15 protein-coding genes and 1 pseudogene are annotated in these 20,626 nt (G+C 70.1%); 8 read left to right on the forward strand and 8 right to left on the reverse strand.

What is annotated here, in order from left to right:
• The first annotated feature begins 30 nt into the window (after nt 1-30).
• The 3 genes and pseudogenes from QIS96_RS25645 to QIS96_RS37990 form a co-directional block, all read left to right on the forward strand.
• Nucleotides 31-1,962 (forward strand): ATP-binding protein, encoded by a 1,932-nt coding sequence (locus tag QIS96_RS25645; protein ID WP_282545102.1) that lies wholly within the window; start codon nt 31-33, stop codon nt 1,960-1,962.
• A 65-nt stretch (nt 1,963-2,027) separates the two neighbouring features.
• On the forward strand, nt 2,028-3,341 hold the full coding sequence (locus tag QIS96_RS25650) for an SUKH-4 family immunity protein (protein WP_282545103.1): 1,314 nt from the start codon (nt 2,028-2,030) through the stop codon (nt 3,339-3,341).
• Nucleotides 3,342-3,654: 313 nt separating this feature from the next.
• Nucleotides 3,655-3,999: pseudogene (locus QIS96_RS37990) on the forward strand (WXG100-like domain-containing protein); the annotation flags it as partial.
• 350 nt (nt 4,000-4,349) lie between these two features.
• Here QIS96_RS37990 and QIS96_RS25660 read toward each other — a convergent pair.
• Together QIS96_RS25660 and QIS96_RS25665 are read right to left on the reverse strand one after the other, a co-directional pair.
• Complete coding sequence (locus QIS96_RS25660) at nt 4,350-5,627, reverse strand: hypothetical protein (protein WP_282545105.1); 1,278 nt, start codon at nt 5,625-5,627, stop codon at nt 4,350-4,352.
• A 9-nt stretch (nt 5,628-5,636) separates the two neighbouring features.
• Nucleotides 5,637-5,840 carry a hypothetical protein gene (locus QIS96_RS25665; protein ID WP_282545106.1) on the reverse strand — a complete coding sequence of 68 codons (204 nt, stop codon included), beginning with the start codon at nt 5,838-5,840 and terminating at the stop codon, nt 5,637-5,639.
• Nucleotides 5,841-6,030: 190 nt separating this feature from the next.
• Here QIS96_RS25665 and QIS96_RS25670 point away from each other — a divergent pair, with 190 nt between their 5' ends.
• The 4 genes from QIS96_RS25670 (at nt 6,031) to QIS96_RS25685 (ending at nt 12,190) form a co-directional block, all read left to right on the forward strand.
• The gene (locus tag QIS96_RS25670; protein ID WP_282545107.1) at nt 6,031-8,907 is read left to right on the forward strand and encodes a toxin glutamine deamidase domain-containing protein; all 2,877 of its coding nucleotides are present in this window, start codon (nt 6,031-6,033) and stop codon (nt 8,905-8,907) included.
• Nucleotides 8,908-8,923: 16 nt separating this feature from the next.
• The gene (locus QIS96_RS25675) at nt 8,924-9,739 is read left to right on the forward strand and encodes an immunity 49 family protein (RefSeq protein ID WP_282545108.1); all 816 of its coding nucleotides are present in this window, start codon (nt 8,924-8,926) and stop codon (nt 9,737-9,739) included.
• Between the two features lie 62 nt (nt 9,740-9,801).
• A complete protein-coding gene (locus QIS96_RS25680; RefSeq protein ID WP_282545109.1) occupies nt 9,802-10,149 on the forward strand; it encodes a hypothetical protein in 348 nt (115 codons plus the stop codon).
• 124 nt (nt 10,150-10,273) lie between these two features.
• On the forward strand, nt 10,274-12,190 hold the full coding sequence (locus QIS96_RS25685; protein WP_282545110.1) for an ATP-binding protein: 1,917 nt from the start codon (nt 10,274-10,276) through the stop codon (nt 12,188-12,190).
• 125 nt (nt 12,191-12,315) lie between these two features.
• On the opposite strand, the gene QIS96_RS25690 is transcribed toward QIS96_RS25685, so the two are convergent.
• A complete protein-coding gene (locus QIS96_RS25690) occupies nt 12,316-12,765 on the reverse strand; it encodes a hypothetical protein (RefSeq protein ID WP_282545111.1) in 450 nt (149 codons plus the stop codon).
• An 83-nt stretch (nt 12,766-12,848) separates the two neighbouring features.
• On the opposite strand from QIS96_RS25690, the gene QIS96_RS25695 reads away from it, so the two are divergent.
• The gene (locus tag QIS96_RS25695; protein WP_282545112.1) at nt 12,849-13,445 is read left to right on the forward strand and encodes a hypothetical protein; all 597 of its coding nucleotides are present in this window, start codon (nt 12,849-12,851) and stop codon (nt 13,443-13,445) included.
• Nucleotides 13,446-14,109: 664 nt separating this feature from the next.
• On the opposite strand, the gene QIS96_RS25700 is transcribed toward QIS96_RS25695, so the two are convergent.
• The 5 genes from QIS96_RS25700 to QIS96_RS25720 form a co-directional block, all read right to left on the reverse strand.
• Entirely contained in the window at nt 14,110-15,507 is a 1,398-nt protein-coding gene (locus QIS96_RS25700; protein WP_282545113.1) for a hypothetical protein, read from the reverse strand.
• A 14-nt stretch (nt 15,508-15,521) separates the two neighbouring features.
• Nucleotides 15,522-17,018 (reverse strand): WXG100 family type VII secretion target, encoded by a 1,497-nt coding sequence (locus tag QIS96_RS25705; RefSeq protein ID WP_282545114.1) that lies wholly within the window; start codon nt 17,016-17,018, stop codon nt 15,522-15,524.
• Entirely contained in the window at nt 17,015-17,338 is a 324-nt protein-coding gene (locus tag QIS96_RS25710) for a hypothetical protein (RefSeq protein ID WP_282545115.1), read from the reverse strand. The genes QIS96_RS25705 and QIS96_RS25710 overlap by 4 nt, the downstream gene beginning before the upstream one ends.
• A 348-nt stretch (nt 17,339-17,686) precedes the next feature.
• Nucleotides 17,687-19,006, reverse strand: coding sequence for a type VII secretion-associated serine protease mycosin (gene mycP, locus QIS96_RS25715; RefSeq protein WP_349017414.1), 1,320 nt, complete (start codon nt 19,004-19,006; stop codon nt 17,687-17,689).
• A gap of 84 nt (nt 19,007-19,090) precedes the next feature.
• Complete coding sequence (locus tag QIS96_RS25720) at nt 19,091-20,611, reverse strand: single stranded DNA-binding domain-containing protein (RefSeq protein ID WP_282545117.1); 1,521 nt, start codon at nt 20,609-20,611, stop codon at nt 19,091-19,093.
• Nucleotides 20,612-20,626: the final 15 nt, after the last annotated feature.

The following is a 20,626-nucleotide window of genomic DNA, read 5'->3' on the forward strand; positions in this document are numbered from 1 at the left end:
CGCATCCGTACCGGAGCAGAACGGGAAGTCATGACCGGTTCGACCGACGGCCACGCCCCACACCCCTATGTGGGAGGTCGTGCCGCCGCCCTCCGCGCCCTGGCGGCCTGGCGGATGGAGTGGCCGGGCACACCCCGCGTCACTGTGCTCACCGGCGCTGCGGGCAGCGGGCGTTCACGGCTGCTCACCGGCTTCCTCATGCTGTGCGACCCGGACTTCCGCGAGCAGCTGCCGCTGGACGAGATGGATCCGTCCACCGTCCCGCCGAAGATGCCGGCCCCGGTCGTCCCCAGCCCGGCGGGCCGGACGGCGGCACAGCTTCTGTGGCTGCTCGCCGACCACCTGGACATACGCGCCACGGCCACCGCGGAGGTCTTCGCGGAACTGGCCGCCTCCACGGAGACACACACGGTGATCGTGCCGGATGTGGACCGGTCCGGGCCCCTGCGTGCCGTCGACGAAGCCGGCCGGCTCGTCCGCGACGTCCTGAAGCCCCTGGCCGGGGTGGAGAATGTACGCGTCCTCGTCGACCTGCCTCGCCCTCTCGCCCGGGAGCTCGCAGCAGGGCTGGCGCCCGGCGCGGTCAAGGTCATCGACCTGGACGAGCCCCAGTGGGCCGACCCCGAGGGGCTGGCGCTGCATGCCGAGGCCGCCCTGAGCCCGCAGTGCGGCGCCCCGGACCTCCCCTTCACCACGGACCCGGCCGCCCGCCGGGCCCTGGCCTCCGCTCTTGCCCAGCGGGCCGGCAACGCTCTGGTGGTCCAACTCGCCGCCCACTGCATCCTGATGGCGCCCGAGGGCTTCGACCCCGCGGACGAAGAACAGCTGCCGAGCAGCGTGGGCGAGGCCATGGACCTGCACGCCCGTCGGCTCGGTGTGGAACCGGGCACTCTGCGGTCGATGCTGACGCCGCTCGCCCTCGCCGAAGGTCCCGGCCTGCCGGTCGAGTTCTGGGCGCGGCTGGCCGGCTCGGTGGCGGGACAGGACATGACGCAGACCATCGCGCAGGGCATGGCGCTCGCAGGACCGTTCGTGGAGGCCGCCGAGTCCGACGACGTCACCGTGCTGCGGCTGTTCCACCCCGCGATCGGCGAGGAGGTCCGCAGCGGCCTCGCGAACGTCCGCAGTGCGCAGACTCAGATCGCGATGGCGCTGCTCGAATCCGTTCCCGAGCAGAACTGGGGCAAGGCCGGCGCCTACGTCCGCGACCACATCGCGGGGCACACACTGGCGGCCGGACTGCTGCCCCAACTCCTCACGGACCCGGGGCTGTTCGTCCATGCCGATCCGATCGCCCTGCGCGCGGCCGTCGAAGCCGTCCCGTTCGAGGAACTGGGCGCCCCAGCCCGTACGTACCTGCGCATCGCTCCCCTGTTCACTCGTGCCGAGGTGCCGGCTTCGCTGCGGGCCGCTCTGCTCGAGACGGCCTTCGTCGAGGACGGCCTGATCGAATACGCCGCAGCCGTACGCACGCTGGGTTTCGAGCTGCCGTGGCAGACCTTGTGGAGCACGCCGACGGCCGGCGTGCGTTCCGTGGCGGTCGGCAGCGTCCAGTCCGGCGAGACGCCGGTGCCGGTCGCCCTGCTCGGTGTCGCCTCGGACACGGTGGACGGCGACACGGCGGACGGCGGCTCCCCGGTCTCGCAGTCCGACGTGGACACTGCGCGGATTTTGCCTGTTCTGCACCATCTCGAACAGGCGGAACAGCTCACCGAGGTCGCTCCCGAGCTGTTCCGGCGCCCTTCCGAGGAAGCCCTGACCACCGCTCCGCTGGCGCTCAGCCGGGGCGCCGACTATCTACGCGTCTGGGACCGGGAGAGCGAGGAGGTCGTGGCAGCGCTGATCTCCGACGTTCCCTTCACGGCTGCCGACCTCTCCCCCGACGGCGTGCTGGTCCTCGCCACCCGGCGCGGGGTCAAAGCCCTCCGGATCCGTCCCGGCGCCACGGCGATAGTCTCGTAGGCGCTCCCATGACGACGAACGCAGATCTCCCTCCCCCGCACCACCGAGCATCCGAAGGAGCCCCCGTGACCAGCACGGAGCAGGCACTTGCCCTTGCCGACAGTTGGCTGAACCCTGCCGGCTCGGACGCTCCGCGCCGCGAGGTCAAGATGCATGAGTTCGACCTCGGCTGGGTGGTGTGGGCCGCGCCCGCTCCCCTGGAGCGCGACCCCGAGTCCGGGGAGCGCCGTCCCCCGTCTGAGCTGGGCGACGCCTGCGGGGTCGTGGACCGCGGTACGTGCGAGCTCACCGTCTGGCCTTCTGTGCCGGTCGACGAGGTCGTGCGGATGTACCGGCAGAAGCACGGCGAGGCCTCCGCGGACGAGGCACGCCCCTGCGCCGGCCCCGGCAACACGGCCGTCTTCACGTACACGGCCCCGGACGGCAGCGACGAGACGATGCTCTTCCGCAAGTCCGCCCCGGGGCTGCCACCCGCGGAGCACCAGGCCGCGGCCGAGCTGCGCCGGCTCGGCGTCCCCGCGGAGAGCGTCACCTCGATCCACACGGACCTGCACCCGAGCCTGCTCCCGGGTGGATACACGGCCGAGCTGCTGCACTCGTTCCGCAACGCCCGCCTGTCCTGCAGCCAGAGCTACGGCTCCCGCCCCGAGGCCCGCGCCGAAGGCATCGCCGCCCTGGTCGACCAGGTCGAGCAGACCCACCGCATGGCCGGCCGGCAGCCCCCGCCCCGCCCTCACCGCCTCCCCGTCCCGACACAGGTGACGCCGGCCGTCCCGCTCTCCGACGAGGCACTCGGCGAGCACCTGGTCGCCGTCTTCGGGCACGACGGCGTACGTCGTTACGCGCCCGAGGCGGTCGCCGCGAGCCGTCTGCCGGACGTCACGAAGGCCACGCTCGCGGAGGCCGGGCTGCCCGCGGACCTGCCGCTGTTCTTCACCGCGGACAACCCCGAAGTACCGTCTGCGGGCGGCCTGTTCACCGATGTACCGACGAACCTGCGCGAGCGTCGCAGCCCCGCGGGCGAGGAGAAGCTCGCCGTCCTCGGGCACCTGTTCCGGATCGGGTTCGACGGTGTCGCCGTCATCGCCGTCCAGGTCCTGCCCGGCTCGACCGAGCCCAACGGCCTGGGTGCGATCTGGGCCATCGATCCCGTCACGGCGGACGCGCGCTACGTCAGCATCTCCCTGTCCGCGTACGTTCGTTCACTCGCCCTGCTCGCCGAGACCCGGCAGCGGATGGTGGGGATGAACCCGTACGAGGCGGGGGCGGCGGTCGCCGAGTTGCAGCAGCAGCTCGCGGCGATCGACGCGACGGCGCAGGCGAACGCCGAGACGTGGTGGTCGCTGATCGTCGAGCAGATGTGGCACGGGTTGTTCTGAGGCCCCCTCAAGGGTGCCGGGGGGAGCGTCGGGTTCTGCCGGGTGAGCGGGCGGCTCGCGCGCCGAACGCGAGGCAACCATGGGCGAGTTGGGGCACTGGCTGTCCGACCCTTCCCCTGGCACCCCCTTGAAGCAGTCCTGTGACACACACGGCCTGCCGCGCCCAGGGCGCGCTCGGTAGGGTTTGCCTGCCGCTGGCTTGGACCGGCCCTTGGTGACGACGGGGGCTTCGCGGTGGACGGTGATCGTCGCGATTCGGGGGTGTGTTGCAGTGTCGATGATGTTGCCGGACGAGCTCGAGTGGGTCCTCGAGATGCTCGGCTTCACCTGGCCCACCGCCGACGAGGACAAACTCGTCCAATGCGCGGAAGTCTGGGAGAAGTTCGCACAGGACGTCACCGACCTCCGCGCCAACGCCACCACCAGCGCCTCCACCGTCATGGCCAACAACGCCGGCGACGCCATCGACAAATTCAAAAAGAACTACGACAAATTCGACAACGGCGGCGACGGCTACCTCCAGGACGCAGCCCAAGCAGCAACCATCATCGGCTTCTGCCTCCGCGGCGCAGCCATGCTCGTCATCACCTGCAAAATCGCCGTCATCGTCCAACTCATCGCCCTCGCCGTACAGATCATCGCCGCCGCCGCAGCATCCGTCGTCACCTTCGGACTCTCCAACGCCGCCAGCATGGCCGCCACCGCCATCACCCGCGTCACCGTCCGACAAATCCTCGACACCCTCAAAGACGCCCTCGTCGAAGCCATCATCGAGTGCATGAAAGAACCGGCGGTCTCCGCACTCGAAGCGATGATCACCGACCTCACCCGCCAATCCGTCAACATCGGCTTCGGCGCCCAGTCCGGCATCGACGTCTCCGCCACCGTCAAAGCCGGCGCCGAAGGCGGCTGGGAAGCCATCAAACAAACCCCCCAGACCTTCCTCGAAAGCGTCCGCGACAGCGTCGGCAGCAAAGCCGGCGGATCTGCGCGCAGCGGGGCCGACAACTACGCGAGCAACGGCCCCCTCGGCAACAACTCCTCGCCGTCCGGCGGCGATTCGGGTACGGGGAACAATTCCGGTACGGGGAGCGACTCGGGCTCAGGGAACAACTCGGGTTCTGGAAGCGACTCAGGCTCCGGGAACAACTCAAACTCCAACTCGAATTCGACCGCGAACTCCTCCGACTCGTCGTCGAACTCGAATTCCAGCAACTCAAGCAACTCCAACAGCTCCAACAGCTCCACCCCGAACGTCGGCAACAGCCCGAGCTCCGACTCCGGCCCGAGCCAGTACACCGCCCCCACGCGCAGCGACAGCCCCGGCCTCAGCGACTTCGACGATCCGGCGCCGAACAACAGCCCGTCGCCCAGCCCCTCGCCGTCGCCGAGCACCTCCGACAGCGGCGGCAACTCCGGAGGTTCGACGCCGAGCGGCGGCAACTCCAACCCGGGCGGCATCTCCTCGCCCAACCCGACGTCCGCGCCCAGCCCCTCCCCCTCCAGCAGCTCGCCGTCCACGAGCAGCGGGGGCTCCATCGGCACACAGGTCGACGGCCTCGCGGCGTCCGCACCGACCGCCACCAACTCGGCTCCCTCGCCCACGACTTCGGAGCCCTCGACCTCCGCGCCGCGCGGTGACGGTGGCGGTAGCAGTAGCGGCGGCGCCATGCCCAGCTCGCCGACGCCTCCCTCGACGGGCGGTAACGCGGGGGCCCGTACGAGTACGAGTTCCGGCGGCACCTCGCCCTCGGGCGGCGCCGGCGCGCCGACGAGCCCGAACACCTCCTCGTCCGCCCCGCCACAGAGCACTCCGTCCACGACGCCGGGCACGTCCACCCCGTCCGCCGGCGGCCCGGCCTCCTCGCCGAGCCCTACGTCCTCGGGCCCCGCCTCCACTCCGCGTACGACACCGAACGACAGCTCGAACTCCGGCACCCCGGGCGGCCGTCCCTCGACACCCTCGACCCCGTCCGTGCCGCAGCAGAGCTCACCGGCCACGAGCACGCCTTCGTCGACCTCGCCCTCGTCGAGCACGCCTTCGTCGACCTCACCCTCGTCGAGTACGCCCTCGTCGAGTACGCCAGGCTCCAGCACGCCGAGTTCGAGCACGCCGTCGTCCGGCAACCCCGGTACCAGCACGCCGAGTTCGAGCACGCCCGGGTCCAACACCCCCGGTACCAGCACGCCGAACTCCAGCAACCCTGGTTCCAGTACGCCGAACTCCAGCACGCCGGGAACCACCACCAACTCCGCGACGACCCCCACCGCGAGCGGTCCGACCACGACGCCGAGTCACACGCCCGGCGCCTCCACCCCCGGCACGCAGCAGTCACCGCCGCCGTCCAACTCGTCCAACACGCCCGGCATGTCCACCCCGACGAGCACCCCCACCGCGACGAGCACGCCCGGCCCCACCACCGCACCGCCCGGCCCCCGCACGCCGACGACACCGAGCACGCCCAGCACGCCCAGTACGCCCAGTACGCCCAACAGCAATGACCGGCCGAACTCCAACGACCGGCCAGGTCAGCAGCCCAGCAACAGCCAGCAGCAAGCGTCCACCCCCACACCCACCCGACCGCCGCAGCCGGCCGCCCCGAGCACACCTCCCTCCCCCGCCGGCCCAAGCAACCCCGCGGGCAACACCACCCCGAACGACACCTCGCCCACGCCCAAGTCCCCAGGGATGCCGGCCCAGTCGAACGACCCCGACTCCCCCGACAACGCCCCGGACAAGGCGGACCCCTCCGACCCCGCCGACGAGGCGAAGGACAAGTCGGACGACGAGAACGCGCAGAACGACCCGGCCAAGGACGACGAGGGCAAGAAGCCCGAGCCCGACCCGAACAGCCTGCACTCCATCCGCGACGACCTCGACCACGCGCCAGGCGGTCTCCGCCCGGTAGACCCGGCCGACCAGCAAGCTCTGGAGGACGCCGTCCCGCGGAACGAGGACGGTACGCCGCAGCGCCACCCGGACCCCTTCAAGGGCTGGTCCCAGCTCCAGAACGACGGCGGCAACGAGGTCCCCGGTCGCGGCAACAACTGTGCCGACTGCTCACGCTCGTTCCTCGAGACCTGGTACGGCAACCCCCAGGTCTCCGCGCCACGCACCCTCGACCCGGGCCCCGACGGCAAGATCGACCTGCTGAGTCCCGAGGACAACGCCAACGACAACCAGATCCGCTGGTCCGGCGCCCCGCACACGTACGCCGGCCCCGCAAGCGACCCCGACACGCCTCGGCGGATCGAGCACGAACTCCTGCAGGCGGGCCCCGGATCCGCCTCGATCGTGCAGGTCGCCTGGCCGGGCGGCGGCGGCCACGCGTTCAACGCGGTGAACCACAACGGGAAGATCGTCTGGGTCGACACCCAGACCGGCGAGGTCAGCCACGACCCGATCCACATCCCGAACGCGACCCACGCCTGGCACATCCCGCTGGACCCGGACGGCAACCCGCTGCACCCCGCGAAGCCGGACGCCACGAACAACGACTCCGGGAACGACACTCAGCAGAACAGCCAACAGAACAACACCCATACGCAGACCGAGCAGAACTCGCAGGCGCAGCAGAACACCCAGACCCAGCACACCCCCACCCAGCAGCCCGATCAGGCCCAACAGCCGGACCAGAGCCAGCAGTCCGACCCGGCCGCGCCGGACCCCACGGACCCCACGGACCCCACGGACAACGGCGACTCGACGCCGTCGAACGCTACCCCGAATACGGATCCGGCTTCCGACCCGGCCACCACCCCGCCCACGAACAAGCCGGACGACGACACCACGGCCGCGGTCCCGACGAAGCCGGACGGAACCACCCCCGACCAGTCGTCGAACCCGGACCGGACGACGCCGAACGACAAGACCGCTCCGGACCGGGACACCGCCCAGGAGTCCAAGCCCGACTCCAGGCCGGACTCCGACCCGCGGGCCACCCCCTCCATCCCGCACCAGCAGACGGCCACGGACCCACGCACCGGCGACCCGAGCCCGAGCGACCCCCGCACACAAGACCCGCGTACACAGGACCCGCGTACACAGGACCCCCGCACGACTGATCCCCGCAGGGACGACGACACCCGCCCGGAGACCAAGGGCCCGAGCAAGGACCCGAACCCCCAGGACCCGAACCGGCCGGACGACCGCACGCCCCCTCGGGACGACGCGCAGCCCCACACCGAACCCGACACGCAGCTGGACCCCGACGCCGGCACCCCGGACAAGTCCCCGGACGACGCCGCCGACACCGAGCCGGCCCAGCTCAACACCGACTCGACCGTCCCGACCCGCGAGAGCCTCCCGCAGGGCAGGACCGCGGACGCCACCCGCCACATCGAGGACGCGGTCCAGAACAAGAAGCCGCTGTACGGAGACATCAGCCCGGCCAACAACACGACTCCGCCCCCGCCCCCGGCACCGGAGCGACCGACCGGCCCCGCCGAGCCCTCGGGCACGAGCGACGATCCGAACGAGCGGGCAAGGCAACGGGCAGGCGACCTACAGAAGCTTGCGTGGGCGAATTCAAATAAGCCCGAGCACAAGAAATGGTTCAGCGACTTCTACAAGGAGAACGGCTACCGCATCCGCGTCAAGAAGCTGTGCGACGACGGCTTCCCCGCACCCCAACTGCATCCGGCTGATCCACCGAACCGCTGGATGCTGGCGAGCGACGTCCCAGAACCCGAGCAGGAGTCGTACACCGACTGGAAGCCGAACCAGCGGGACAAGACGAAACTTACCGACGACCAGCAGCAGCGCCTGGAGAAGGCCGCCGAGGACCGCCGGAAAGCCATCATCGCTGACAAGGTCCCCCACGACGAACGAGACGCCGCCAAGAAGGCGCGCGACAAGAACCCGACACCCGAGAACCAGAAAAGGTTCGAAGAGGCGGACGCGAAGCACAGCCCGCTGCATGCCGCGAGGGGGGAGAGGAGCGAGGAGTACGGCGACACCGTCGCCGAATTCCACGCCATGCCGGACAACTTCCCCGACGCCACCCGTGTCGACAACAGGGCACGAGGCAACAACCGCTTCGACCAGATCTGGGAAAATCCCGGGCCTCCCCCCGAGCTCGTCGTCGTAGAAGCCAAGGGGTCCACCGAGGCGGGTCTCGGTGAGCGCCGTGGACTGCCCGACCCGGACCGGAGCTCCGACCAGTCCAACACCCCGGGAGCCGACCAACAGCAGCCCGACGGCGCGAACAACGACGAAAACGGCAATGACGACTCGGCCTCGCAGGACGAGCCGCGTTCCAGCATCCCGAGGGTCAAGCAGGGTACGCGCGCGTACTTTGAGACGATCGTGCACGAGATGCAGGTACGCGGAGACGCCAACCTGTTGAAGGCGAAGAACGCCGACGAAGTGCGGGCGGCCAGGGATGAGTTGGCGCTGGCGCAACGACTGCGTGATTCCCTGGACGGCGTGGAAGGCGCAGCAAAGATCCGTTACATGCTCGTCAAGGGAAAGCCGGACGGCGCGACGCACGACGGGTACGAGATGAGCGAGTTCGACATTCGCAAGGCCGAGGAGAAGCAGCGTGACAACAATTCCACGTCATGAGTTCCCGACGCGGAACTTGGCAATCCTGCTGGAGATCAAGGACGAGCGCTTCAAGAAGGGAATCAGCGCTCTGGAACGAGAGCCCTTGTCGTTCTCGAACGAGGTGCTGTCCGGAGTCAGCCGGATGGGCGCGCACTGCGGGATGAGCCCGGACGGCAGCGACCTGGCCGCCTGGGAAGCCACCGTCGCCGCCCTGCAGGTCAGCTCTGCGCTCTTCGTCTCCGCCCAGGGCGAAGCGGGCTCCTTCGAGTACCTCATCGATCACGAAGTCCGGAACCTCCGGTACGGCGCGGGCCCTCGCGCCTACGCCGGCCACTGGGTCACCGCGTTCTACCTCGCTGCGATCTGCCGCGAGCCCAAACGCATGTGGCAGCTCTCCCAGGTCCCCGTCAGCCTGCTCCGCCAGGCCGAAGGCGACTACGACCAGTACATGTACGACTGGGTCGAGGCCCTCCAGGCGTACCGCCTCGACCAGGCAGACTTCGGCGACAAGCTCGTGACCGCCGTCGAGAACACCGACCCCGCACGCCTGCGCCACGCACCCCGCGAGAACGTCCTCAAGATCAACTATCCGCCCATGAACCTCTTGGCCCAGATCGCCAAACGCGACGAAGACACCTTCAACGTCGAACTCGCCAAGGCCCTCGAATGGCACAAGGAATTCTGGAGCAGCTATGAGGAACGGTCCCTGGACTCTGAAGGCTGGATCGCCCTGGGCCCGCTAGCCATGGCCTGCCTCGCCAAGGACGCCGGATTCACCATCACCGTCGAGTCCGAATACCTCCCCTCCGCCCTCCTCGACGGCGACTGGGTCAACGAATTCCCCACCTGAGCAACCGGGTCCAGGCACCCCAACTGCCGGCCCGACCGACCGCCCCGGAAAGTGAAATTCCCATGACCTCCACAACCCCGGACCCGAACCAGAACCCGCAAACCCCTCCCACCACCCCCGAGGAGGCGCTCGCCATCTTCCACAGCCGTTATGCCGAGCCGAAGCTGGCCGACGGTTCGCCCGCCGAACTCGGCGTGCACGAATTCGACGAGGGTTTCCTCATCTACCCCGTTCTGCCTCCCGTGGAAGAGCCCGTGGACGGACCGCCGCGACCGGCGGAGCCCGGCGGCGGCAAGATCGTGGTGTCGAAGGAGACGGGTAAGTCGTACGGCATTCCCAACTTCCCGACCGAGCAGGCGATCGCGCTCTACAAGAAGAACCGCGCCCGCGAGCGCGAACGCAATTCCTGACCCTCCCGCGCGCGAAAACGTGCACGGAGAACGCGCACGGAGAACACGCACGGGAAGCACGCGCCGAGAACACGCGCGGAGAATGCGGGCCGCTTCGCATCGACGAGTCGACGGGACGAAGACCATGACCGGTGTCGCCACCCTTGCCGGCCCCAGCCGGGCCGAGCACGCACCGCACCCCTACATCGGGGGACGGGCCGCCGTGCTGCGCGCCCTCGCCTCCTGGCGGTCGGGGCGGCCCGACGCTGCCCGTGTCGTTCTGCTCACCGGCAGCCCCGGCAGCGGCCGTTCGCATCTGCTGACGGGTTTCCTGATGCTGTGCGATCCGGAGTTCCGGGGGCGCATCGCCCTCGCTGACCTCGACCCGTCGACGGTGCCGCCGGACCTGCCGGCACCCGCGGTCCCCGGCGCGGCCGGCCTGACCGCGGCCCAGCTCACCTGGCTGATCGCCGAGCACTACGGCCTCGGCGCCGGCACGACCGACGGGGTGTACGCCGAACTCGCCGCCCGGCCGGGCCCGTTCACCGTGGTCGTGCCGGACGTGGACCGCGCCGGCCCGGTCCGCACCGCCCACGAACCCGACCGGGTCGTACGGGAGGCACTGCGTCCGCTCGCCGCCGTCGAGCAGGTGCGCCTGCTCGCCGACGTGCCGAAACACGCGGCCGCCGAGCTCGCCGCCGAACTCAACGCCCAGCTGCCCCCGGGCGCCGTGCAGGTCATCGACCTCGACGAGCCGCAGTGGGCCGACCCGCAGGGCACCGCCCGTCAGGCCGAGGCCCTCCTCGCGCAGTCCGGCGCCGCCCGGCCCGAGCTTGCCGCCGCCGTCGCCCGCCGCGCCGGCGGCAGTCCCCTGGTCGTGGAACTCGCGGTCGCCGGGCTAGCGGCCGCCGCCTCCGGAACCGTCGGCGAAGCGGCGCTGCCCACAAGCGTCGACGAGGCCCTCGACTCCCATGCGTACCGCCAGGGTGCGGACCCGCAGACGCTGCGCCACCTCCTCGCCCCGCTCGCGCTCGCCGAGGGCGACGGCATGCCGGTGGACCTGTGGGCCCGGCTCGTCGGCGTCGTCGCCGGGCAGGACATGAGCGCGGCCATCGCGGCCGCTCCGGCGCTCATCGGCCCGTTCGTCCAGTCCCGGCAGGAGTACGGCGCCGGCGACACCCCGACCCGCACCCTCGTGCAGCTCGCGCACCCCGCCGTCGCCGATGCCGTCCGGGGCGGTCTGCGCAGTGTGCGCGCCGTGCAGTCGCAGGTCGCCATGGCCCTGCTCGAAGCCGTGCCAGGGCAGGACTGGGGCCAGGCCGATCCGTACGTACGCGACCACATCGCGGGCCACACGCTGGAGGCGGGGCTGCTGCCTCAACTCCTCACGGACCCGGGCCTGTTCGTGCACGCCGCGCCGACGGGGCTGCGCGCCGCCGTGGAGGCGGTGCCGCCGGAGCAACTGGGCGAGCCGGCGCGCACGTATCTGCGCACGGTGCCGCTGCTCACCCGCACCCGTGCGGGCGCGCGGGCCCGTGCCGCGCTCCTGGAGAGCGCGTTCGTCGAGGACGGGCTCATGGACTACGCCGCGGCCGTGCACCGCCTCGGCATTCCGCTGCCCTGGCAGACGCTGTGGAACATCCGGCTGTCCGGGATCAGCGACGTACGCCTGGCGGGACTGGTGCAGCGCGACGCTCCGCCCGTGCCCGTCGCGGCGCTCACCGTCCCGGCGGAGACCCCGGGCGCACGCCCCCTGGGCGCGGCATCGGGCGACGCCGGGGACGCGCTCCTCGTGTACGACCTGACGCATGCGACAGCCGTACCGGGCGCCGGCCCCGAGCATCTCGTGCCGCACTCCGAGGCCGACCGAGCCCTGTCCCCGCTGTTCCTGAGCCGCGCCAAGGACCAGGTGCGCATCTGGAGCCGGGAGCACAACAGCGTCGTCGCGTCCCTGCCCTCCGGGGAGCCGTTCACGGGCGCGGACCTCTCCCCCGACGGCTTCCTGCTGGTCGCAACGGAGCACGGGGCCAGGGCACTTCGGGTCCGTGCGCTCGACGCGTGACGACGCGGGCCGCACGGACGAGCGCGCATAGCTGCGTACGACACGACCAGGGCCTCGGGCCGCCGGAACGAACCGGTGACCCGAGGCCCAGTGCAGCTCAGTACGTAACAGCTTGTACGTAGGGCTCAGTACAGCGAGAACCCCCCGCTGTGGCGGCCCCCCTGCCCCTTCTTGGGGCGCTCGTCCTCGGTGCGGCTGGGCCGGCCCTCGCCGGGGCGGGAGTCGGAGCCCGCGCCGGAGTCCCCGGCCCCCTCGTCGTTCCGTAGCCGGTCTCGCTCCTCGTCCGACGCGGACTCCCACTGGCCGCGCAGCTTCGCGAAGTCTCCGCCGCCGAAGACCCGGGCGCCCGACGGATCGTCCACGATGTCGCGGATCGATACCTGCCCGGAAAGCAGCTTCTTCGCCATGTCCTTGAGCTCGGGGCTCGCGCCGGGCAGGTCCCTGACCTGGCGGAGCGAGGCGTTCAGGGAGCTCTGCTGCTCCGGTTCGAGCGCTTCGTCCCACACTCCCCGCTCGTCGGCGGAAGGACCTTGCGGGTTGCGCGGGTTCGGGGAGTTGTCGCCGTGCCTGGCCATGTCGCTGCTCCTCACTCTCGTCCCGTGCAGTATCTCGCGTACGCCCGTGTGATAGGCAGTCGGTACGGAAAGGTGGCAGCACTGTGACGCACGCACTCGGCCGCCTCGGCGGCGCGGTCTTCCTGATCCTCGGACTGCTGTTGAGCGGTTACTCGACGTACGAGGGCGTGTACGCGGCGGGCTTGGCCGGTACGGCGGGGACGTTGAAGGTGACGTCGTGCGAGTCCAAGTTCCTGCACAACGCGTCCCGGCGCAGCCGCCGCGGCACCGACAACGTCCGCTGCCACGGCACGTTCGCACCGGCCGCGGGGAACGGCCCCCGGGACTCCCAGGCGTACGTCGACACCCGCCGCGGCTACCCGGAAGGTGCGCTCCTGGACGTCCAGCAGGGCGGCCCCGCGCTCTCCCTCACCCACCTCGGCGAGGACCGCGACTACGTCGCCACGGACGCCGGGCGCGCCCTGCGCTGGTTCTCGGGCACGCTCGGCGGGCTCGTCCTCATCGGCCTCGGTGTCTTCTGCACGGCCACCGGGTACGCGCCGTTCGGCCGCAGCGAGATCACGTACGAGAGCGCCTGGGAGCGGGCCGGCCGGAGCCCGCTGCGCCGGACGGTGATCGGGTTCCTGGCGGTCGGCCTGGTGGGGGCGGGGCTGTGCTGGCTGGCGAGCCTGTTCGCCTGAGCCTGAGGCCATTCCCTGTCCGTGGAGGTGCGTGGAGCCCTTCCCGTTCAGCCCGTTCATCAGCGCCCCCGGCGCCGACGATCCACCGTCCCCAACTCGGCCACACCGCCCGGCCCTTGAGCCCGGCCCTGGACCTCGTCCAGGACAGCGCGCGCGTCGAAAGGCGTCAGGAACCGCACGGGGCGGCGGCTTCCGGCCACAGGCTAGACGGTGAGCGACTCGGCGTTCCGCACCCCGGTGCACGTACCGCGCACGGCGAGATGTCCCGGCCCTGTCCCGGCGTACGGTCCGCGGCCGAGGCGGTATGCGGCCCGCCGACTCGTCCCGCAGCGCCTCCGCCGCGGGTGTGCTGGGGGCCGTGCCGAGCTTCGGGATCCTGGCCGCCCCGAACTCCGCGCCCGCAGCCCCGATCCGTCACCGCGTCGGAGAACGGGCGCCGACCCGTGACCAGGGCGACGAGGTCGAGCAGCCCGGCTCGGGGTACGGCTCAACTCCCGCCGCTGCCACGGCACCCCGCGGGGAGGCCTCCGACGCCGGCCCGTCCGGGGCGCCCCCGAGAAGCCCGGTACGCGGGGCCGTGTGCATGGCTGGGGCGGCGGGGCCGTGTGCATGGCTGGGGCGGAACCGCGCCAAGCACCCCGCCTGCCCCGTCGGCCCCGCCGGCTCAGTTGGCCCGAGCCCGCAGAGCCGCCTCGTCCGCGTCCGCGCGCTTCATGCCGATCACGGTGCCGAACACAAGCAGCCCGACCGACCCCACGATGCCGAAGATCAACCGGCCCGGCAGGGCCATCGGCACGGCGAGGAGGACGAGCAGTACGGCCCAGACGCCCATGGCGAGCGCCACGAGCCGGGGCAGGCTGAGCAGCCAGCCCGCGTCCAGGTCCAACGGCCGTGCCGTGTACGAGCGGTCGACCGGGACCCCGGCAGCCGCGGTGGCCGCGCCACCCACACGCTGCGCCGTCTCCGGGGCGAGCGCGCCGTGCACGTACCAGCCGTCGTCGCTGACGAAGACGGCGCCGACACGGTTCGGGCCCTTTTTGCCGCCGGTGTGGTTGCGGTCGGGGTGCCAGATCAGGTGCCCCGCCGCCCCGTCCGCTGACCGCGCCAGGCCGACGGCGGACGTGTGCGCGTGGAACGCGATCTGCCCCGCGTCGGACGCGAGCGTCAGCGTCCAGGGGCTGTTCGCTCCCTTGGCCGCCCCGGCGATCCGGGTACGGAGCACGGACTCGTCGCCTTGCAGTTCGCGCGGGTGCTGCTCGTCGCGCCGCGTCGTGACGGTGACACTCACCAGCGTGAAGATGACCAGGCCGAGCACAATCGAGGCGAGGATGCCGGTCCACTCCTTGTCGAGCACGCGGCCGTCCAACTCGCGCTCCACAAGCGCGCGTTCGTTGTCGCCGATGGCACCGAGCTCCGGCTGCTCGGGGGCGTATGCGACGAACGCGCGCTGGCCCGCTCCGCATTCGTCAACCCACTCCGAGCGGAACTCGGCCCGCGTGCCGGGACCGTTCCCGTCGGCCGAAGGCAGAGTGACCGTCGAGGTGCAGAAGAACGTACTGCCGGTCTTGTGCTCGTCCTCGACGACGTTGCGCACGGACTCCACTCGCAGTTCGCGCACCACGTACCCGGCCTCCACCAGGTCGGCGGCCTTCCCCTCGAACACCGGGCTGCCGACGCCGAGCGCGAGCGGCGCGACCGACACCAGAATCCCGGCGAAGGTCGACAGCACCTCACGCCTGCGCACCCGGCCGAGCCCTGCGAGCCCGCCGGGCAGCGCCCCGCCGCGCTCGGCGGGCACGGAGGCCGCCCGGATCAGCCCCCGGTGCACGTCCGGCCGTTCCGGTTCGCCTGCCGCACGGCGTACGAAGAGCCCGTACGCGACGCAGCAGGCCACGACGAGCGCCGCCGCCAGGACGAGAATGTCCCGCAGCTGCGAGGTCTGCAGGAAGAACCAGGAGCTGAGCAGCACGACGAGGGCGACCACGGCCGACCAGCCGAGCGGCGCCCCCTGCCGCACGGCGGCCGCCTGCTTGGGGTTCGACGCCGACTCGAGGTTCGACATGGACTGGGATCCGTTCACCCGAAATCATCCACCAGGCTCGTGTTCTTGCTGTGCTCCCGCAGTTTGTCAGCGGTCTTCTGCTGCCCCTCTGCCAGGTCGTCCTCTTTGTCGTCGGCTTCCTTCATGTGGTTGCCGGCGACGCCGAACTCCTGGCCGATGCGGCTGCCCGTCGTCTCGTCGCGGACGGTCTCGCGCTGTTCGTCGGTGAGCTGGTCGGGGGTGCTGTCCCCACTGCCTTCACCGCTGCCTTCACCGCTGCCGCCGTCGGAACCGGAGGAGCCGTCACCGCTGTTGTCGCCTCCGGTGCCGCCTGAGCCAGCGGATTCGCCCGAGCCACTCGAACCGCTCGAACCCGTGCCACCGGAGCCGCTGTCGCCGCTTCCGCCGCCCGAGGAGGTGCCTCCACCGCCCCCTGAACCACCGGTGGAACCGGAGCCGTCACCCGAACCCGTACCGCCGGACCCACCGGACCCGCCTTCGCCACCCGACCCACCAGACGACCCACCAGACCCGCCTTCACCGGACGACCCGCCGGAACCCCCAGAGCCTCCGTCGCCGCCCGACCCGCCGGAACCGCCGTCTCCGGGCGCCCCGTCCGCGCCACCGCTGGGCCCGTGGGTGACACCGCCGCCGACGCCGCCGCCCGCACCGCCGGCCGCGGCCCCGATCAGCGCCTGCGACCAGTCGAACTTGTCGTCGCTGTCGGCCCACGGACCAGACGCGTTGGCCGCATCGCCCAGGAGGCTGCCGGAGGCACCACCCGCGGCGCCGATGCCGATCGACTCCCCGATGCCTCCGCCGAGCCGCCCGCCGAGAGCGAGGTCAGCGACCTTGCCCATACCCGCTCCGGCGACACCGCCGACGAGGTTGTTCTCCCACTCGGGCCCCTTGCCGCTGAGCATGCTGGTGGCGACGCCGTTGCCGAACTCAATGGCCGTACGCCCAGCGAACGGGGCGCCGTAGTGCGAGGCGAACTTCAGGATCTTGCTGGAACCGCTGTAACTCCGCAGCTTCTGGAACCACTTGGCGATCGTGGCCAGAAGGCGGCCGAGCCGGGCCGCAGCCGCCGTGGCCTGCCCCGCGAGCCGCGCAGCGTTGGCGGCGCCCGCAGCAGCGGAGAACCCGAGTGTGATGAATGAGGTGGCGACGGAGACGCCGATCGTGACGCCGATCTCCAGATAGATCTGGTGGATCTCGTCGTTGATCTCCTCGATCTTGTCGGCTGCCTGGTTCAGCCCCTTCTGGGCCTCGTCGAACGAGGGCTGAGCATCCTCGACCGACTTCTTGACCTCGTGCCAGTGCAGCAGAAAGGCGTCGGCGGCAGGCCCATACCACTGGCTGCCGGTCGCCTCTCGTACGGCCTTGTCCATGTGCACGACGAACCGGTCCAGGGCATCGCCCATGTTGCCCCAGGCCTTCGCGGCCTCGCGCAACACCTCAGGCTCGCCACCGGGGTTGACCAGTTCGAGGCCGGCCTCGTAGACCTTCTCGGCAACCGACTCGTCGCTCACTGGCCGCCTCCCTTGAACTGCTCCTCGATCGCCCGATCGGCGCCGACAGTGTTACGGGAGTTCTTGTCGAGGTTGTCGGCGATGTCGTAGGCGTGCTGCTGCAGCCCCTCGATCGCCTTGGTCATCTGCTCCGCCAACTCGATGTAGGCGGAGGTGATTTCCTCGGACTCGGTCAGAAACCCGAACCCGTCATGGATGGCCTCGCTGTCCGTCTTCGGTTTGAACTTCGCCAACTCCTCGCCCAGGAGGTCCGCTTCACGCGAGAAGGCGCCGCTCAGCTTTTCCAACGCCGAGTGGCCGATGTAGAACTCGTCCGACACTTGTGTGGATCCCTACGTCCCGATGTTCCGCACATGGATTTCACACCGCGAAGGCACAGCAGACGGGAACGCACCACCGCCCCCACCCACGGCACGACGCGACGAGTCCGCCAAACTAGCGTGCAGAGCAGGGGATTTGACCATTGCGTTACCAACGGCAGCAGACCCACCGCGACCGGCGCAAGATCTCCACAGCACTTGCGGGAGCGCGCAAGGACAAGCGGCACGAAGAGGTCGCTACGGGACACTGTCGCGGCACCAGGCGCACAAAGGTACGCACGCGGACACGCGAAAGGGCCCGGGAGACTCCCGAGCCCTTTCCTCGAACCTCGACCGCCCAGGCGCTACCTAGCGCTGCTGCCCGTACGGCCCGCCCTGCTGCGGCGCCTGACCGGGCGGCGCCGGATAGGCCTGCCCGGGTGCGGCGTTCGGATACTGCTGCTGCCCCGGGTACCCCGAAGGACCACCCGGACCACCGGGCCCGCCGTTACCGGGACCACCGTTGCCCCGGTTACCGCGGCTACGGAGCACAGCGAAGATGACACCGACGACGATCAGCACGGCGACACCGATGCCCACGCCGATCAACAACCCGCTGGACGACGAAGACTTCTTCTTCTTGCCCGCGCTCTCCTTGGACGAGGAGTCATCCCCCTCAGCCGGCGCTCCCTTGGACTCAGTCCCAGACGGCGCCTTGGCCAGGGGCCCTTCCTTGGGACCCTTGGGGATGTCCATCCGCATCGCCGTCCCCGGACGCGCGATGCCGTAGCCGAGCGTCTCCTTGTCCGGAGCATTCCCCAGGTAGTCAGCCGACTTGACCATGCGGTTGATGATCTGGCCAGCGGTCAGGTCGGGGAACTTGGAGCGGAGGAGGGCGGCGATGGCGGAGACGTAGGCGGTGGCGTCGGAGGTACCGCTTACAATGCTGTACCCACTGCGCGTCTTCGTCCTCGCACTCGTGATATCCACGCCCGGGGCAGCGAGCGTAACCCCCTTCCCCGTATTGGCGTTACTCCAGGGCTTCAGGTTCTTGTCCACGGCTGTAACAGCTACAACCCCGGGAAGCGCGGCGGGGTAATGCACTGTGCCGCCATCGTTTCCTACACCAGCAACAACAACGACATCGTTGGCCTGCGCGTAGGCAATAGCTTTCGCCCCTCGGGTACCCGGCGTTGCACCCGTATCAACGAAGGAAAGGTTGATGACTTCCACGCCCTGGTCGACGGCGTAGCGAACAGCCTCGGGCCAGTATTCGCTCATCGCCTTGCCATCATCTGCCTTCACAGGGAGAATCTTGGCCTTCGGCGCGAGCCCCATCACACCTGATGCACGACCGGGGCCATGCCCATGGCCAGCGATTAGGCTAGCCATGCCAGTACCGTGGCCGTCTGGGTCGTTGTGAGGCTGGCTCCCCGGCGTTGAAAAGTCCTTCCCCGGCAGCACCTGGCCGGTGAGATCCGGGTGAGACGCATCGACCCCCGAGTCCACAACTGCGACAGTCACTCCCTCACCCTGTGACGTCTTCCAGACGTCCTCAGCGTCATAAACCGTGAGCGGCCATTGCTTGTCGCGGACCTCGTCTGCTGACGCCAGCGGCGCTGAAGTGAGGAGCAAGGCTCCTGTCAGTGCCGCGACTCCCGTCGTGGACCAGACTCGCTTGACTCCCAATTTCCTTGCTCCTCACTCAACTGCGACTGGTTTCGCCAGCTTCTAGGGGAACCGGCGAAGGTTCTCTGCTGGCTCGCTCAGTGCCTACTCGATGTTCTTAGGCACGTTCCTCTTGCGGTTCTCTTCCGAGACCCACGTCTCCTCGTCCTCGACAAGGTAGTCGGGGCGATCGCTGCCCTCGTTGCCCTCACCACGGCGACCACCACGGCCACCCATGGCACCGCCCATACCGCCGGCCATGCCGCCCGTGCGCTGCGAGCCACCACGGCTGCCGTGCAGACCGGCACCGCCAGTTGCGGCGCCCTTGCCGGTGATGCCCTTGGCAGCTCCAACGACACCACCGCGTGCCTTCGCGAGAGCACCGCGACCACCACCGGCTGCACCACGGCCGCCGGCACCAGCGCCCATGCCGCCACCCATGCCGCCCATACCGGCACGACCTGCCGCTCCACGGTTGGCTCCAGCGCCGCCACCAGCGAACCCACCGCGTCCACCAGCACCGGGGCCACCCCCGCGAGCTCCCGCGAGACCGCCACCGCCAGCGGGCGGAACGAATCCACCACCAGTGCCACCACCGGTTCCGCCGCCACCGCCGGGCAGGCCAACTCCACCGCCTCCAGGCAGCGACGTCTTACCCCCCGTCAGGCCAGGCGAGACGCTGTCGGTGTTGGTGCCGACCGGGAGCTGAGTTCCTCCAGTGATCCCCTTGGGGCCTGGGACCGTAGGCGCAGCACCAACACCCTTAGGGGGTCCTGCAGTCCACGGCTTGGGGCCCGTACCAGCCGCACCCGGACCACTTCCACCAGGGCCGGAGGGCGTGACCGGCGGGGGCATCGGACCACCCGGGTCCGGCGGAGAGAACGGGTCCTTGGGGTCTGATCCGCCGTCAACCCGCCCGCTGTACGACTTGTAGTTGAACGCCAGCTGCTCCATGATCGCCACGCCCTGCAGCTGAGCTTCCTTACCTGCGGAAAGCGAGTCTGCGTTGGCCTTGGCTGCAGCGTCCGTGCTGGCGCCCTTCTTGATGTCTTCGAGGAGCTGCTCGTCACTGCGCTCGTCGTCCCACATCTTGTCCCAGGCCCTGTCCCAGAAGCCGGGCTCCTCAACTTCGCGCATCTTCTCGCGCGAAGTCCGCAGATCCTTCTGGACCGCATCCATGTTGTCGGAGTTGTGCTTGGCCCAGAGCGCGCCGTTCTGGATCTTGTTCTGGATTTCCCCAGCCTTACGCGCGAAGGAGTTGGCCGCCTCGCCCTGCCAGTGCTCCAGGACGTCCTCGACGGCCTTCTTCATCAAGCCGGCGACACTGTCGCCGGACGGCGCACCGCCGGCTTCGCCGCCGGAGAGGATCTCGTGGACCTTCTTCCAGTGCTGGCTGACCTCGTAGATGCGATCCGGGTCCGCGTCCAGAATCATGGAACGCAGATCCGGAATGCTCATCTTCATGAACGGTGTGTCGAGCTGGGAGCGGTCCGGTCCGCCCATTCCGCCGTTGGGCTGCTCCTCGAGCTTCTCGTCGTGCTTCTCCTGAATGCGCTGTTGGCGCGCTTCCTCCATCTGCCTCATTTGCTCAGGCGTCATGTAGTTGCCGCCGTACCCGTAGGCCATCTCAGAACATCCCCT

The sequence above is a fragment of the Streptomyces cavernicola genome (assembly GCF_029968035.1).
GTDB lineage: Bacteria > Actinomycetota > Actinomycetes > Streptomycetales > Streptomycetaceae > Streptomyces > Streptomyces cavernicola.

Coding starts and splice junctions, on each gene's coding strand:
- QIS96_RS25670 (WP_282545107.1), top strand. CDS start 6,031: ATGCCGGCCCAGTCGAACGACCCCGACTCCCCCGACAACGCCCCGGAC.
- QIS96_RS25690 (WP_282545111.1), bottom strand. CDS start 12,765: ATGGCCAGGCACGGCGACAACTCCCCGAACCCGCGCAACCCGCAAGGT.
- QIS96_RS25680 (WP_282545109.1), top strand. CDS start 9,802: ATGACCTCCACAACCCCGGACCCGAACCAGAACCCGCAAACCCCTCCC.
- QIS96_RS25700 (WP_282545113.1), bottom strand. CDS start 15,507: ATGTCGAACCTCGAGTCGGCGTCGAACCCCAAGCAGGCGGCCGCCGTG.
- QIS96_RS25720 (WP_282545117.1), bottom strand. CDS start 20,611: ATGGCCTACGGGTACGGCGGCAACTACATGACGCCTGAGCAAATGAGG.
- QIS96_RS25685 (WP_282545110.1), top strand. CDS start 10,274: ATGACCGGTGTCGCCACCCTTGCCGGCCCCAGCCGGGCCGAGCACGCA.
- QIS96_RS25645 (WP_282545102.1), top strand. CDS start 31: ATGACCGGTTCGACCGACGGCCACGCCCCACACCCCTATGTGGGAGGT.